Annotated in this window: 11 protein-coding genes; 8 read left to right on the top strand and 3 right to left on the bottom strand. The window is 34.8% G+C overall.

The genetic code is table 11. The annotated features are described in order from the left end of the window. Positions 1-162 precede the first annotated feature (162 nt). The 4 genes from BUB80_RS17375 (at position 163) to BUB80_RS17390 (ending at position 4,174) form a co-directional block, all read left to right on the top strand. Positions 163-1,353: a glycoside hydrolase family 88 protein gene (locus tag BUB80_RS17375; protein WP_073295524.1), complete on the top strand. Its 1,191-nt coding sequence runs from the start codon at positions 163-165 to the stop codon at positions 1,351-1,353. 324 nt (positions 1,354-1,677) lie between these two features. Next, positions 1,678-2,277 (top strand): TetR/AcrR family transcriptional regulator, encoded by a 600-nt coding sequence (locus BUB80_RS17380; protein ID WP_073295526.1) that lies wholly within the window; start codon positions 1,678-1,680, stop codon positions 2,275-2,277. Positions 2,278-2,331: 54 nt separating this feature from the next. Further along, positions 2,332-3,606 (top strand): MFS transporter, encoded by a 1,275-nt coding sequence (locus tag BUB80_RS17385; protein ID WP_073295527.1) that lies wholly within the window; start codon positions 2,332-2,334, stop codon positions 3,604-3,606. Positions 3,607-3,613: 7 nt separating this feature from the next. Beyond that, positions 3,614-4,174: a cysteine hydrolase family protein gene (locus tag BUB80_RS17390; protein WP_073295530.1), complete on the top strand. Its 561-nt coding sequence runs from the start codon at positions 3,614-3,616 to the stop codon at positions 4,172-4,174. A 93-nt stretch (positions 4,175-4,267) separates the two neighbouring features. On the opposite strand, the gene BUB80_RS17395 is transcribed toward BUB80_RS17390, so the two are convergent. From BUB80_RS17395 to BUB80_RS17405, 3 genes are all read right to left on the bottom strand, one after another. Next, on the bottom strand, positions 4,268-5,011 hold the full coding sequence (locus BUB80_RS17395; protein WP_073295533.1) for a GLPGLI family protein: 744 nt from the start codon (positions 5,009-5,011) through the stop codon (positions 4,268-4,270). A 164-nt stretch (positions 5,012-5,175) separates the two neighbouring features. Further along, entirely contained in the window at positions 5,176-5,871 is a 696-nt protein-coding gene (locus BUB80_RS17400; RefSeq protein WP_073295536.1) for an AcvB/VirJ family lysyl-phosphatidylglycerol hydrolase, read from the bottom strand. Then, entirely contained in the window at positions 5,868-8,444 is a 2,577-nt protein-coding gene (locus BUB80_RS17405; protein WP_073295539.1) for a phosphatidylglycerol lysyltransferase domain-containing protein, read from the bottom strand. Before BUB80_RS17405 ends, BUB80_RS17400 begins: the two co-directional genes overlap by 4 nt. Positions 8,445-8,547: 103 nt before the next feature. Here BUB80_RS17405 and BUB80_RS17410 point away from each other — a divergent pair, with 103 nt between their 5' ends. From BUB80_RS17410 to xylA, 4 genes are all read left to right on the top strand, one after another. After that, entirely contained in the window at positions 8,548-9,291 is a 744-nt protein-coding gene (locus BUB80_RS17410; protein WP_073295542.1) for a polysaccharide deacetylase family protein, read from the top strand. Positions 9,292-9,849: 558 nt separating this feature from the next. Continuing rightward, the gene (locus BUB80_RS17415; protein WP_073295545.1) at positions 9,850-10,575 is read left to right on the top strand and encodes an NUDIX hydrolase; all 726 of its coding nucleotides are present in this window, start codon (positions 9,850-9,852) and stop codon (positions 10,573-10,575) included. 18 nt (positions 10,576-10,593) lie between these two features. Next, positions 10,594-12,078, top strand: coding sequence for a xylulokinase (locus BUB80_RS17420; RefSeq protein WP_073295548.1), 1,485 nt, complete (start codon positions 10,594-10,596; stop codon positions 12,076-12,078). A 111-nt stretch (positions 12,079-12,189) separates the two neighbouring features. Continuing rightward, a complete protein-coding gene (gene xylA, locus BUB80_RS17425) occupies positions 12,190-13,518 on the top strand; it encodes a xylose isomerase (RefSeq protein WP_073295551.1) in 1,329 nt (442 codons plus the stop codon). Positions 13,519-13,523: the final 5 nt, after the last annotated feature.

Genomic DNA, 13,523 nt, shown 5'->3' on the forward strand with positions numbered 1-13,523 from the left:
GCTTGTATTGAATTTTTAGAGTATTTATTAATGATAAATAACTGAGCAAAAAAGATGGTAAGAACTAACAAAAATTTTAGTCGTTGAAAGGTTTTTATGGCTGAGAATCTTTATTGTCTCATTTGTAGAAAATAAGTAAATTGGCTGAAAGAATATTTATATATGATTTTACAAAAACTAAGCATCATCATTATTACCACTTTTAGCTTTATTGCTACGGCACAGACAAGTAAAAAGGAAATGTCCAAATTGATTCATGATGAATTTCAGTTTGCAGACAAGCAGTATAAATATTTAATGAAAGCCATTCCACAAGATAAGATGCCGCAATCTTACAAAGCTTCAGAAGGAAAAGTTGTTACTAAAGATATCAGTTGGTGGTGCTCTGGTTTTTATCCGGGTTCTTTGTGGATGATCTATGAACAAACGAAAGATTTAGAGATTAAAAAAGAAGCAGAAAGAACGCTGTCATTAATAGAATCCAACAAAACATTTACTCGTGATCATGATCTTGGTTTTATGATGTTTTGCAGTTTTGGAAATGCTTACAGAATTACAAAAGATCCAAAATATAAAGAAATTATTTTAGCTTCAGCAGAGTCTCTCTCTACAAGATTTCGACCGGGAATGCAGGCAATTTTGTCTTGGGATAAAATGGCAGATTTCAAAGGTCCGGTTATTATTGATAATATGATGAATCTGGAAATGTTGGTTTGGGCATCCCAAAACGGAGGCAATAAAAAGACAGCAGAAATTGCGATTGCTCATGCCAATACTACGATGAAAAACCATTTTCGTCCCGATTATAGTTCATATCATGTAATTGATTATGATAAAAATTCAGGAAAGGTTTTAAGCAAAAAAACATTTCAAGGGTATTCAGATTCTTCGGCTTGGGCAAGAGGGCAAGGTTGGGCGTTGTATGGATATACGATGATGTACAGATTGACCAAAGATGAAAAATATTTAAGTCAGGCGCGAAATATCGCGAAATTTATTCTTAATAACCCCACCTTACCGGAAGACAAAATTCCATATTGGGATTTTAATGATCCTAAGATTCCAAACGTTCCGAGGGATGCTTCTGCGGCGGCTATTATTTCTTCTGCTTTACTTGAATTAGGACAATTTACGAAAGGAGAGGAAAAGAAAAATTATATTGGAGTTGCCAAAAAAATGCTGATCAATTTATCAAGCGAAAAGTATCATGCAAAATTAGGGGAAAACGGAGGCTTTTTATTAATGCACAGCACAGGCGGATTACCGCTAAACTCTGAGATTGATGTTCCGTTGATCTATGCAGATTATTATTTTCTTGAAGCACTGAAAAGATATAAGGATTGGTATTTGTAAGGTTTACTTGGTAATTTAGATTTAGCCACAGACTTCTTTTTAAAATAGCCTGCTAAAATATATTCACAAATACAGCTAACTTTTCTTTAACAGTATTTTTATCATTCCAGAGGAATCTAAACTTAGTTGTTAGAATGACAATCATGATAAGAACAAAACTAATTCCTAAAAGCAAAGCTTTACGATAAAAAAGACCTCCAATTTATTCTTTAATCTCTTCAGTAATTTGTCTTAAAAATTCTGAATAGTTAAAAATATATTAATTTTCGACTGTATTTTATTTTTAGTCTAAAAAAGTTGTAAATTTGCATCAGAAATTAATTAATGGCTAACGAAAATTTTAAAACTCAGGTAATTACCGCTGCACAAAAACTGTTTCAGGAACGTGGATTGGGAATGGTAACGATGGAAGATGTTGCTAAAGCTGTTGGAAAAGGGAAAAGTACGCTGTATTATTATTTTAAAAGTAAAGAAGAAATCTTTAATGCTGTATTAGATTCCGAAATTAATGATGTGGTAGTGGAAACATTAAAAAGACTGAGCCTACATGATATTTTGATAGATAAGCTCAAAGCTTTTGCTCATACAAAATTTGAGATGGTTCAAAAAAGAAAATCATTGTATAAAGCCATGGAAGCCGGAATGGATGCTGAAGCATTTTCTCAATATATGGAAGCGAAGAAGGAGATTCACCAAAAGTATTTGCAGAAAGAGATCCTGATTTTGCAACAAGTATTCTTTAATGCAATGCAGCGAGATGAGATTCCCGAAATGGATATAGATCAAACTGAAAAAAAGATATTCCTGTTTCTTTCATCCATAAGAGGGATCAATAGAGAGTTTGTTGTTCATGGAAATCCGGAAGATGACGGAAAAGATACGCTAGACCTGTTCTGTGAATTGTATTATCGGGGAATCCGATAATATTTTTTTTAATTTATTTTCGACCAATTTTTAATTTTAGTCTAAAAAAGTATTATGAATTTTGCGAATGCCTTCAGAGTTTTTAAATCCCGAGATTACCGTCTTTTTTTTACCGGACAACTAATTTCTAGAATAGGGATGTGGATGCAGCGTACCGCCGTGATCTGGGTGATTTATAGTATGACAAACTCTGTGTTGATGGTGGGTGTTGCCACTTTTGCAGAACAATTTCCTTCTTTTTTGCTGTCGCCGGCGGGAGGAATTACCGCAGACCGTTACAATCGATATAAAATTCTAATGGCTACTCAGCTTATTTCTGCATTGCAGGCGGTTTTACTAACAGCTTTTTACATGTATGGATATCATTCTGTTGCTTTGTTGTTGGGATTAAGCCTTATGCTGGGGATTGCCAATGCTTACGATATTCCGGCTCGGCAGGCTATGGTGAATGATTTGGTAAAATCTAAAGATGATCTGCCCGCTGCCATTGCCATGAATTCTTCACTTAATAATCTTACCCGATTACTAGGCCCCGCTTTAGCAGGAATTGTTATTGCCAACTATGGAGCAGCGATATGTTTTGGAAGTAATGCGATAAGTTTTATAGCCGTAATCATTTGTTTAAATATGATCCGTTTTCCGATATACAAAACTCCTTTGAAAAGGAAAAAACCATGGACAGATTTCAAGGAAGGGTTTTATTATATGAAAAAGGAGCCGGAGATTTCAAGAACGCTTTTGCTTTGTAGCTTGGTCAGTTTTTTTGTCATTACCTATAATACACTGCAGCCCTATTTTGCTAAGACTGTATTTCACGGAGATGCAGCAACATACGGATATATGAATGCAGCAGCAGGATTGGGGGCTTTTACCAGTACTTTATTCATTGCTTCACAGAAAAAAACGGGTAACTTGAAAACTATCCTTTTTTTCAATCTCCTGTTGTTAGGGTCGGGATTAATTGCGATGTCATTTGTGAAAGTTCTACCGGTTTTCATCCTCTTCTGCTTTATCTGTGGATTTGGAACAATGTCTATCATGCCCATCTGTAATACTATTATTCAAACGGTTTCTGTAGCAGAAATGCGTGGTCGTGTTATTGGTTTTTTTGCCATGGCAACGTTGGGAACATTACCATTGGGAAGTTTGGTTATTGGATGGCTTTCTAAGTATATAAGCGCCCAACACTGTCAATTAGGGCAGGGAATTTTATGTCTTATTATTGGTTTGTTTTTCTACCGATTTTTAATGGGTAAAAAGAAAATGGAGGTAAATGATGAGGTCATCAACAATCAAAATAAAGAAGAAATAGTATTAACCCATAAATAATATAAAAATGCAAAACAAAAATTCCACTGCATTATTGGTTCTCGATATGCAGGAGCATCTATTGGGAAGATTAGAAGAAAGTGATAAGCTTATCGGAGCAGTATCAAAATCTATACAGTATGCCCGAGAAAATAACATTCCCGTGATATATGCCGTCGTAGGTTTTAGAAAAGGTTTTCCGGAAATAAGTATCCATAACAAAACATTCAGCAATGTACCGCTTGCGTATGAGAAATTAGATATGCAAGATTTTATGAAAATTGTACCTCAATTGGCTCCTTTAGAAAACGAACCTGTTGTTATTAAGAAAAGATTCAGTGCTTTCGTAGGGAGTGATTTAGAAGTTATTTTAAGATCGCAAAATGTTAAACATCTTGTAATGTGTGGGGTGGTAACAAGCGGCGTTATTTTGTCTACGGCATTGGAAGCGGCTGACAAAGATTATCAAATCACCATTTTATCAGATGGCTGTTATGATCATCAACCTGACGTTCATCAAATGCTGATGGAGAAAATATTTCCAAGATATGCAGAGATTCAAACCTGTGAAGAATGGGTAAATGATTAAATGAAAATGCCTAATAGGCTTTATATTGGGCATTTTTATTTATTAATGTGAAATATATATTAATGATTTCTATTTAATAGGAAATTCAATATCTCACAAAGGTAGACTACTATATCTTTCTTCAAGTTTTTTTATCCAACTCTCTCTTTCTTTTCCATTATTAAAAATAACAACTCCATTATCAGCCGTTTGTATTTTAAATCTAGTTTTATTGAATGTGGCCTTAGAGATATTTTTATAGTTTTTTGAATTTGGAAGTTTAAAAGTTTTATTTTTCTTTTTGAATTTTTGAAGAGTAAATACAAAGTCTTTTTTTTCATCATAAAGAGAAACAATAAAACCAGGTAGGCCATTAAATTTATAAGGCCCAAAGTCAATTGGAATATCTTTACTAAACCAAGCATACCAAACTCTTCCGTAAGCATTAGTCTTAGCTAATTGCATTGTAACATTTTCTTCTTTTTTCATTTTATCTAAAATTATCCAATTTAACTTCTGATTTTCAGAATAAGATAATTTAGCATCAATTACTGATTCAAAGGTTTTAAACGAATTTTTATCAAATAAAACTTTTTCATTGAAATCACTTTCATAGCCTGCTAACTGCACAGGGTCTTTTATATCTATTGTGTCTTTTGCATAATTGATTGAGCTTTGAAAGAAAGATTTTTTATCAGTAGCATCAATGAACATAATGAATTGTTCATTACTTTTTTTTCCATTCATTGTATAATCTAGCTTATATGTACAGACATAATTAGATTTAAAATCTTGAGCGGAAAAAAAATTGATTGTATAGATTAGGAAGAAGAAGAAGAAGAACTTTTTTAAATTCATTTTAATATTGTGTAACTTATAAATAGGTTCGCCAAAATGACGAATGTATTGCTAGATTTGATTGCAATTATAAATAAAATATTTAGATAAGTATATAGGTATTTTCCCTCTATTTTAAATTAATGTTTTTCCTTTTACATAAAAATATTATAGACTCTAGGCTTTTATAGAGTTTTTTCATTTTTCAAAACCTCCTGAATATATCCTGACAGTATTTTCGTATTATTCCCATAATGATGGTCTCCCAGAATATGTTTCATTTGATAATTGGTGGTAAGAGTGATTTGCTGATAAGGGAAATGAGCAAATTCAAAATTGCTTAAAATTAAGGTGAGCGGAACATTTTTCATTTTATTGATTTCCGGAATTACAGGAAGACTGCCTTTAGGTTCCATTCCAAAATATTCTTTAAGATGGATTTTAAAATCAGTGGTTTTTGAAGGTCCGACGATGAAAACATGCTGAATTTTCTTTTTAAAATGATCTGTGAAATGATTATACACAAAAGACGTAACATCAGCTCCAAAGGAATATCCGATGAGGATCACATCTTGATTTTTTCGTCCATGAAGTTGTTTAACGATATATTTTTCGATGGCCTTAGAAGTTTGCTCAGGAGTTTTCTGCTCCCAAAAATAGATCTTTGTATTTAATGCAAAAACGTCATATCCCATCGCGTGAAAGTCTGCACCAAGCCCTTTTGAAAAAGAATTAAACCCCGCATCTCCGCTGATATAAAAGATAATGGGCTTATGGGTATGAGAATTCCATGAAGTGATTTGAAAATCATCTTTGTAAGTACAAGCGCACAGAAAGAGCATGGGCAAAACTCTCAAAATAAGTTTGAATGGATTTTTCATGGTTTCATCACTTTATTAAGCGAAGCCGGAATTTGTATTAAATCGAAATCACTGTTATAGACCAAGTATTTATTTTCCCATGTATCAGCATATTTTTCCTTAAAGTTTCTAAGAGTCTGATATGATTTAAAGCTGCCGATTCTCTGGTACGCAAACTGTAAAACATCCTCCGCTGTATTGCTTGGTTCCTGCATTCCTGCCATGGGAGTCATTCCCATATTAATATATTTAAGATCTTTTGCTTTGGCATATTCCACCAATTTTACAATAAGAAGATCCGTGCTGCCTCCAGGAGCATCTTCTGTTTTTCTAATCATATCATAGCTGCATTCATCAGGGGCGCAATGAGGAATGATGTTCAGAAAAGCAACGCAATTATGCTCGGAATCCAAGATAAGAATCAGATCTTGAAGTTTTACGGTTTCTGCGTCAAACATTCCTTCTGCGAACACAATTTCTTTTTTATCAGATTCTGTCAACCATAAATCAGATACTTTTTTAATTTTCTCAATAATTTCTTCTGAATGAGGAGCATGTAGTATTTCAGCTGAAAATCCTGATTTTTCTAATCCATTAATGCTGTTTCGTATAGATTTTCTGTCTTTTCCGGTAAGGGTGAATTTATCAGCATCCAATATCGCATCCTGTCCAATAAAAAGTTTTTGCTTTCTTAAGGGGTTAAAATAAATTAATCCGCTTTCTCCAACTCTATAATAGCAAGTCTTTAAATTATTTGCTAAACAGTAATCATCAAACTCGCGGATAAGATGGGTTTTATCTTTTTCAACACATACAGGTTCCTCAAGCACTACGGCGAATCCGTTGGCTGTTCTGAAGGAAACAAATCCTTGAACATCTTCCGAGAAATAGAACTGCTTTTCCTGAGTGAGTTTAAAATAATCTAACGACGAGTTTCCGTATTCCTGTACCAGATTTTGTGCATTGCTTAGGTTTTCATCATCATCCTGTTCAATATGAATATTCATCCTGTAAAAGGAGAAAATAAGAATAAGCCATGAAGCTATCCCTAAAATATAGTTAAGATCCTGAAAGTCTCTTGCAAAGTGAGTGTTGGGAGTAAGCCCCGAATCTCTAAACAGTAAAAAGGTATGTAAAGTATAATATACCGCCTGCTCTTTTGTGAAATCAATCCCAAAATGTTTGGCACTGATAAAATAAAAGGCAACACAATCAAAAATAAAGATGATGGTAAAAATTCCTAAAAATGAACTGAAGCCTCTATGGATGGATATTCTTTTCGCTTTTAAAATGTATTCTTTCCTGCTGTATATCAATAAAGCTAAGGTAAATACGGCGAATAAAGCTTCTTCATAATCCAATGCTTTTGTAAGATTAAATACTGCGGAAGTAATGGTAAGCATCAGAGCAAAGTACCAAGCTCTTTTAGAACCTCGGAAAAGATTAGCGGAGGTAACCAATAATAAAACACCGGAAATAAGCGTCAGTATTTTAGAAAGGTGAATAGCTTCCAGTGGCAAATAGTTTTTCAACAGATGAATCCTCTCTGCCAATGCGGGTGTGATCACAGAAAGGATATTAATGATTCCCAACAAGAAGATCATAAAAACAGGTAATACTCTGGCAAACAGCTTTCTTCCACTCCAGAGATAAGAAACAATTCCCAATACTAATGGAAGCCAGAACTCGAAAAAACGATAGAGGAGTGTTACGCCTAAACCATCAGAATGGCTGTATCCAAAATTAGCAAGGATAAATGTTAATGAAAATTCTACCGCTCCCAATCCACGAAGAAATGGCGAAACAATCATTAGTAATATGGAAACAACATAAGAAATTGCCGCTGCAGCAAATGAAGCAGGAACACCAAATGCATACATAGCGATTAACAAATGAAGAACACCACAGCATTCAATGGCTATTGAAACAAGAACGGTGTACCAAAATTGTTTTTGATCTACTTCGCTGTTAAATATTTCTTCAGCAGAACTGATAGCGCTTGGGAACTTTTTCTCAAAAAATTGATAGGCTGCGTTTTTCTTTCGGAATGAAATAAAAATAAAATAGCATAGGAGAAGAACTGCCGTCAGTGCCGAAATTCCAAACCAACTGTCATTGAAATTTTTATTAATAAAGATGGCATAACCAATTAACGGAATCCCAACCATTAAAACAGTTAGCAAACCTACAAAGCCATAAACGGCACTTGCCTGATGGATTTTAGAAGATTTATATCCTTTGGTTCGTATATTTCTTGGGAGATAAGCCAGAGAACTCACACCGCCGGCCGGAAGAAAGATGCTCAGAAAATTTCGCTTTAGAAATAAACCAATGGCATCTGGTAGTTTTATATCTAATCCGGTACTTTTAAAACTGGTTACATACATCAACCCTTGCAGTGCAACATATATAAATGTTAATGCTACACCGGATAATATCCACCAAAGATCAGCATTCTTAAGTTCGGGACCAATGGCTGCCATTTCGTGTCTTTCACTTCTGAAAAATACAAATGCCAACAGTAAAATAATAACGGCTAAAACTTCTTTCCAGCCTACTTGTTTAATAATTTTTGAAATTTTCGTGATCTTCATAGATGGATCTGCTTTACAGGATTAACAACAGTTAAAATCCTTGAATAAAAATAAATAAAAAATCTTTAGCAGTTGATTATATTTGCAAACAAATCACATCATTATGAATAAGCCAGTTACACTTATAATTTCTGTTTTCACGATGGTATTTAGTCTTGCAAATGCTCAAAAAAATACCACAAGTTCGGATAAATGCTATATCTATCTCACTTTTGATGACGGCCCTCTGAATGGAAGTGAAAATATCAATACAATCATTTTACAGGAAAAAATTAAAATAAGTGTTTTTATGGTGGGTGAGCACGTGATTAAAGATAAGCAAATGGATACCTACGCAAAATACTATGACGAAAATCCATACATTGATGAATATAACCATAGCTTTTCGCACGCCAACAATCATTATGAATCCTTTTACAGCAACGTTGATAAATCAGTGAATGATATTGTATATAATCAATCCTTATTAAAATTACTGTATAAGATTGTCCGTCTGCCGGGTCGTAATATGTGGCGTCTTGGAGAGAAGTCGAAGAATGATGGCGCTAGCGGAATACAAACTGCTGATCAGTTGGCCAAGCTAGGGTACAAGGTTGTAGGCTGGGATATAGAATGGCAGCATCGCCCTAGTGATGGTACGCCTATACAATCTGTAGATGAAATGTATAATTCGGTTAAAAATCTATGCTCATCAGATAAAACATTTACAAAGAATAATGTGGTAATGTTGATTCATGATGAAATGTTTCAAAAAACATGGGAAGAATCAGAGCTTAAACAGTTAATTGATCTTCTTCGCCCGGATTCTCATTATATTTTTGAGCAGATGAAATTTTATCCTCAATAAATGGCATATCATATGAGTTTCCTTTAAATAGGTTGAATATATTATTTTAATGATAATAGATTGTTATCCAGTTTTTTATCCTGTTTATTGGGTAAGCAAAATGTATATGTAAACGGTATATTTACCTATTAATTCTAAACAGGAGAATTTTCTGATCATTTTTCATTAATTATATTATCATTCTTATGAAATTGTGCGATTGATGTAAGAAATGGTTAAAATATTCATCTTATTTTTGGTTATTTTACACTTTAAATTGTGATTTTATGTCATATTTTGAAAAAAAATCAAAACAATTTACAATTTCTCTTATCATATTTTTACTTTTCTAAAAGATTCATTTTCTAGCCTGTTTTTTAAAAGGTAAATCACTCTTAATGAATTCCTTTTATATTTAATATCATTATTAAGATGATAACCTTATCATAAATTGTATGCTATTCTTATCATTGAAAATCGATATGTAAGCTGTTGATATGCAGTTGGTAGTGTTGATTTTATTTTTTTATTTCAATTGAATTTTTATATTTGTGATGTTACGTAAATGTTAACATAGAAATGATTCCAAACTTTATTCATACATATGTGTCTGTAGACTGTGTCGTTTTTGGTTTTGACTTTGAAAACCGACTGAACATATTATTGGTACAACGTCGCATGGAAGATGTGCCTGCAGAAAGACAAAGAAAATTGCCGGGTAGTTTAATACTCAGTGATGAAGATGTAGATGGGGCAGCAGAAAGAGTGCTTCACGAGCTTACAGGGATTAAAAAAATGGTTCTTAAACAGTTCAAATGTTTTGCAGATCCTTTGCGTGCCAGTAATCAGGATGATATAAAATGGATGGATACGGAATATAAACATCATATCGACAGGATTATTACAGTGGCCTATCTTTCACTTTGCAAGATTGATCATAAAATTAACAGCACAAAATACGATACGGTAGATTGGTTTCCGATAGATGAGGTTCCGTCATTGCCATTTGATCATAATAAAATCATTAGTGAGTCTTTAATTGAGATCAGGAAATGGATAGAATCCGACTTTTCTATTATTTTCGAATTGCTTCCAAAAAGGTTTACCATCAGACAATTATATCAGTTGTACAGCGCATTGAGTGAGAAACAGATCGATATTAAGAATTTCCATAAAAAAATATCCTCGTTCAACTATATCATTCCATTGGAGGAAATAGAAACCAATGTTTCGCATCGTGCTGCAAGGTATTACAGATTTGATGCTAAAATTTTTAAGAAGAATAATACTAAACTAATCAAATAAATCCCCCTTTTTGAAATCATGTATTTATTAGGATATGACATAGGCAGTTCTTCTGTAAAAGTTTGTCTCATTGAGGCATCCAGCGGAAAGATCGTTGCATCAGACTTTTCTCCGAAAAAAGAAATGAAAATTACTGCGGTAAATCCGGGATGGGCAGAGCAAAATCCTTCGGAATGGTGGCTGAATCTTAAGCTGGCACACGAATCGGTGATGCATAACTCAGGAATAGATCCTGAAGATATAAAAGCTATCGGGATCACGTGGCAAATGCATGGATTGATCTTGGTTGATAAAGACCAGAATCTGTTGCGTCCTTCAATTATTTGGTGTGACAGCCGCGCGGTTCCTTACGGTGAAAAGGCTTTTCAGGAAATCGGGCCGGAAAAATGTCTGTCTCAACTTTTAAATTCACCGGGGAATTTTACCGCTTCAAAATTAGCTTGGGTTAAAGAAAACGAGCCCGAAATTTTTGATAAAATTGATAAAATAATGTTGCCGGGAGATTACATCGCCATGAAGCTTTCGGGAGAAATCGGAATGACAATCGAAGGTCTTTCTGAGGGAATATTTTGGGATTTTAAAAACAATTGTATCTCAGAAGATGTGATTAACTATTATGGGATTCCTAAAAACTTTTTCCCTGAAATTATTCCGACGTTCGGAATTCAATCAACGGTTTCGGCAACTGCCGCTCAGGAATTAGGCTTAAAAGAAGGAACACCGATTTCTTACCGAGCAGGAGATCAACCCAATAATGCTTTGTCATTAAATGTTTTCAATCCGGGCGAAATCGCTTCAACGGCAGGAACTTCAGGAGTTGTATACGGAGTTTTAGATCAATTGGAATATGATCAATTATCGCGAGTAAACACTTTTGCTCATGTAAATCATACACAGGAATTAACAAGATTAGGGGTTCTGCTTTGTATCAACGGAACAGGGATTTTAAATTCTTGGCTAAAGCACAATTTTGCAACGTCACTTTCTTCGTATGGAGATATGAATGATTTAGCATCGCTTTCACCCATTGGTTCCAAAGGATTAAGCATCATTCCTTTCGGAAACGGAGCCGAAAGAGTATTGGAAAATAAAGATACGAGCTGTTCAATCCATGGAATTAATTTTAACATCCATTCAAAAGGAGATATTCTCCGTGCCGCACAGGAGGGAATTGTATTTTCCTATGAATACGGGATGAACATTATGAGAAATATGGGTATGGATATTCAGGTCATCCGTGCAGGAAATGCCAATATGTTTTTAAGTTCGATTTTCCGCCAGTCGCTGGCCAGTGTAAGCAACGCGGTGATTGAACTTTATGATACCGATGGAGCGGTGGGAGCTGCCAGAGCCGCAGGAATGGGAATTGGTTTTTATGCAGACTTTAAAGAAGCGTTTTCTTCGCTTGAAAAAATTGCAGTCATTGAACCGGAACACGAAAAAAGAGAACAATATCTAGAGGCCTATTCGAGATGGACAAGGCATCTTAACGAAATAGTATAATCCACATTACAAGGGAATTTTCCATTGTACTTACTGAAGTTTCAAAATCAGTGAGCAGGGTATTCTTATGCCAAATTGTAACGAATAAATTAAAAATAAAATCAAATACATATGAACATTTTAACAGAAACAAAAGAGTTTTTTCCAGGAGTTGAACAAATAAAATTTGAAGGTAAAGAAAGCAGAAATCCTATGGCATTTCGCTATTATGAAGCAGACAGAATGGTAATGGGAAAACCCATGAAAGAATGGATGCGTTTTGCAATGGCTTGGTGGCATACCTTATGTGCAGACGGGAACGATCCTTTCGGTGGAGCTACGATTCATCATCCTTGGAACAAAGGAAATGACGCGATTTCAAGAGCAAAACATAAAATGGATGCAGGTTTTGAATTCATGTCTAAAATAGGTTTCCAATACTATTGTTTCCACGATATAGATTTAATAGAACCAGGAAATAACTGGAAAGAGTACGAAAGTAATATGCAGGCAATTGTAGAATATGCCAAAGAAAAGCAAGCTGAGTCTGGCATCAAACTTTTGTGGGGAACAGCCAATGTTTTTACGCATGAAAGATACATGAACGGAGCGTCTACCAATCCAAATTTTGATGTAGTGGCTTGTGCAGGAACTCAGGTTAAAAATTCTATTGATGCTACAATCGCTTTAGGCGGAGAGAATTATGTTTTCTGGGGCGGAAGAGAAGGATATATGAGCTTGTTGAATACAGATATGAAACGCGAAAAAGACCACTTGGCCCGTTTCCTTTCCATATCTCGTGATTATGCCCGTCAACAAGGTTTTAAAGGAACTTTCCTGATCGAACCTAAACCAATGGAGCCTACAAAACACCAATACGACTACGATTCTGAAACAGTAATCGGGTTCCTGAGACATTACGGATTAGATAAAGATTTTAAATTAAATATCGAAGTCAACCACGCAACACTTGCCGGACATACATTTGAACACGAGCTTCAGGCTGCAGTTGATGCAGGATTATTGGGAAGTATTGATGCTAACCGCGGAGACAACCAAAACGGATGGGATACAGATCAGTTCCCTGTGGATTATCATGATTTAGCGCAGGCTTGGCTGGTATTGCTTCCAGCGGGAGGATTAGGAAATGGTGGGATTAATTTTGATGCAAAGATCAGAAGAAACTCTATTGATGCTGATGATTTATTCATCTCTCACATTTCAGGAATGGATGTTTTTGCGAAAGGATTATTAGTCGCTGCCGATATTCTTGAAAACTCTGATTACAAAAAACTTCGTACAGATCGCTACGCTTCTTTCGACAGTGGAAACGGAAAAGCTTTCGAACAGGGAGGTCTTACGTTGGAAGATCTTCAGAGAATTGCCCATGAAACTGGAGAACCTCAGCCAAAAAGCGGAAAACAGGAATTGTTTGAAGCCATCGTGAATATGTACATCTAAAAAGA

The sequence above is a fragment of the Chryseobacterium polytrichastri genome, from assembly GCF_900142445.1.
Lineage (GTDB): Bacteria > Bacteroidota > Bacteroidia > Flavobacteriales > Weeksellaceae > Chryseobacterium > Chryseobacterium polytrichastri.